Below are 1,796 nucleotides of genomic sequence, written 5' to 3' on the forward strand. Positions count from 1 at the left end.
GGAGTGCCCCACGAAAGCCGCAGCTCCCCGGTCCGACCGACGCTGCCGGCTCCACTGTCCAACAATGTAGTAGCCACGGGGGTGCGCATTGCAAAAATAATTGTCCATGATAAAATAGTTCAGTATGTCTGACTTTAAGGAATTGATAAATACGGGAAATGTAAATTTCAAAGTACCACGAGTGGTCTATACTGGCGAACGTGGATACATATCTGATATTTGTGGGGGTAACTGGTAGTGATAACAGCAAAGGCGCCGGGTAAATTGTACATTGCGGGGGAATATGCAGTGGTCGAAACCGGACACCCGGCCATCGTCGTGGCGATTGACCAGTTTGTGACGGTTTCAGTTGGGGCAACAACCGGCTATGGCAGTATCGTTTCGAAACAATACCAAGAAAATTCGATTTACTGGCAACGTGTAGGTGACGAGATCGTCTTTGACGACCGTGACAACCCGTTCCATTACATCCTGTCGGCAATCCGTTTGACCGAAAAGTATGCGCGGGAGATGGGCCACCCGTTGGCGTTGTATGATTTAAAGGTTGACTCAGACCTTGATTCTGAAGACGGCAAAAAGTATGGGTTGGGTAGCTCTGCTGCTGTCACCGTCGCGACGGTCAAGGCGTTAAATCAGTTCTACGGCCTAAAAATGACGGCCGACCAAGTCTATAAACTGTCGGCCATTGCTCACCTCGATGTTCAGGGCAATGGTTCCTTGGGTGACATTGCCGCTTCAGTCTACGGTGGTTGGGTTGCCTATCGCTCCTTTGACAAACAGTGGTTAGCCGCCGCGCGCCGGCAGCACACCATCACGGAATTGTTAAACCGTGATTGGCCACAATTGGATATTGAGCTGTTGACCGCTCCGGCCAACATGCAGCTGCTGATTGGTTGGACCGGATCGCCGGCTTCAACCGCTCACCTCGTTGACCGGATTGCAGATTCGCAAACCACGACCAACAAAGAAACTGATTACCAGAATTTTTTACAGCAAAGTGATGCGATTCTTGAGCGGATTATTGCCGGGTTCCGTGCCGGCGACCTGGCCGCCATTCAACAGGGCATTCGCGATAATCAGGATGCACTTAACTATTTGACCCAGTTTTCCGGGGTGGAAATTGAAACGCCTGTCCTACTGCAGCTTCGGCAGATTGCCGAGCGGTTCGGCGGTGCGGCTAAATCCTCCGGTGCCGGTGGCGGCGACTGTGGCATCGCGCTAATTGATACGACGGTTGACGTGGCGCCTTTGCTTGCTTCCTGGACGTCCGTGGGGATTGAGCCACTAAATTTATGCGTGCACGAGTCCGACCCTAATCAGGTGGCGCAGCACGTAGCCAGTTAACCACCACGCTTAACATGCATGTTGGTTGACGGTCCTAACAATTGGATTTGACACTTATCATTGGTCCAGCAGGGATCTCGCAAAGTCGGGGTGCCTGCTGGACCATTTTTTTGCAATTCTAAAATTGACCGTTAGCACGTTTTTTTCTGAATCTAACCTGCAGCCATGTTTAGCAGAACATTGTTTCCAAAACGGTGCTGATGCAGTTGTTGTGTGTGTTGACAGGCATCGTGACGGCGGTTAATAGTTAATGAAAGTGATGAAAGCATGGCCTCATAGGTGATGATTTAGTGAAGAACCTTGTTTTACCCCAGGTCAATCGAGTATGATTAATTTATCAAATCGTTTTCATCGACATGGTGTACATAAGGAGAGTAGATATGCAAAGAGTTCGTAAAGCAATTATTCCTGCTGCGGGTTTGGGTACTCGTTTCCTGCCGGCGACTAAGGCA

At 50.0% G+C, this 1,796-nt stretch carries 1 protein-coding gene; it reads left to right on the plus strand.

Translation table 11 applies throughout. The annotated features are described in order from the left end of the window. Window positions 1–237: 237 nt before the first annotated feature. Window positions 238–1,344 carry a phosphomevalonate kinase gene (locus tag LPA02S_RS11310; protein ID WP_054648626.1) on the plus strand — a complete coding sequence of 369 codons (1,107 nt, stop codon included), beginning with the start codon at window positions 238–240 and terminating at the stop codon, window positions 1,342–1,344. The last annotated feature ends 452 nt before the right edge of the window (window positions 1,345–1,796 follow it).

The sequence above is a fragment of the Lacticaseibacillus pantheris DSM 15945 = JCM 12539 = NBRC 106106 genome (genome assembly GCF_001591865.1).
GTDB lineage: Bacteria > Bacillota > Bacilli > Lactobacillales > Lactobacillaceae > Lacticaseibacillus > Lacticaseibacillus pantheris.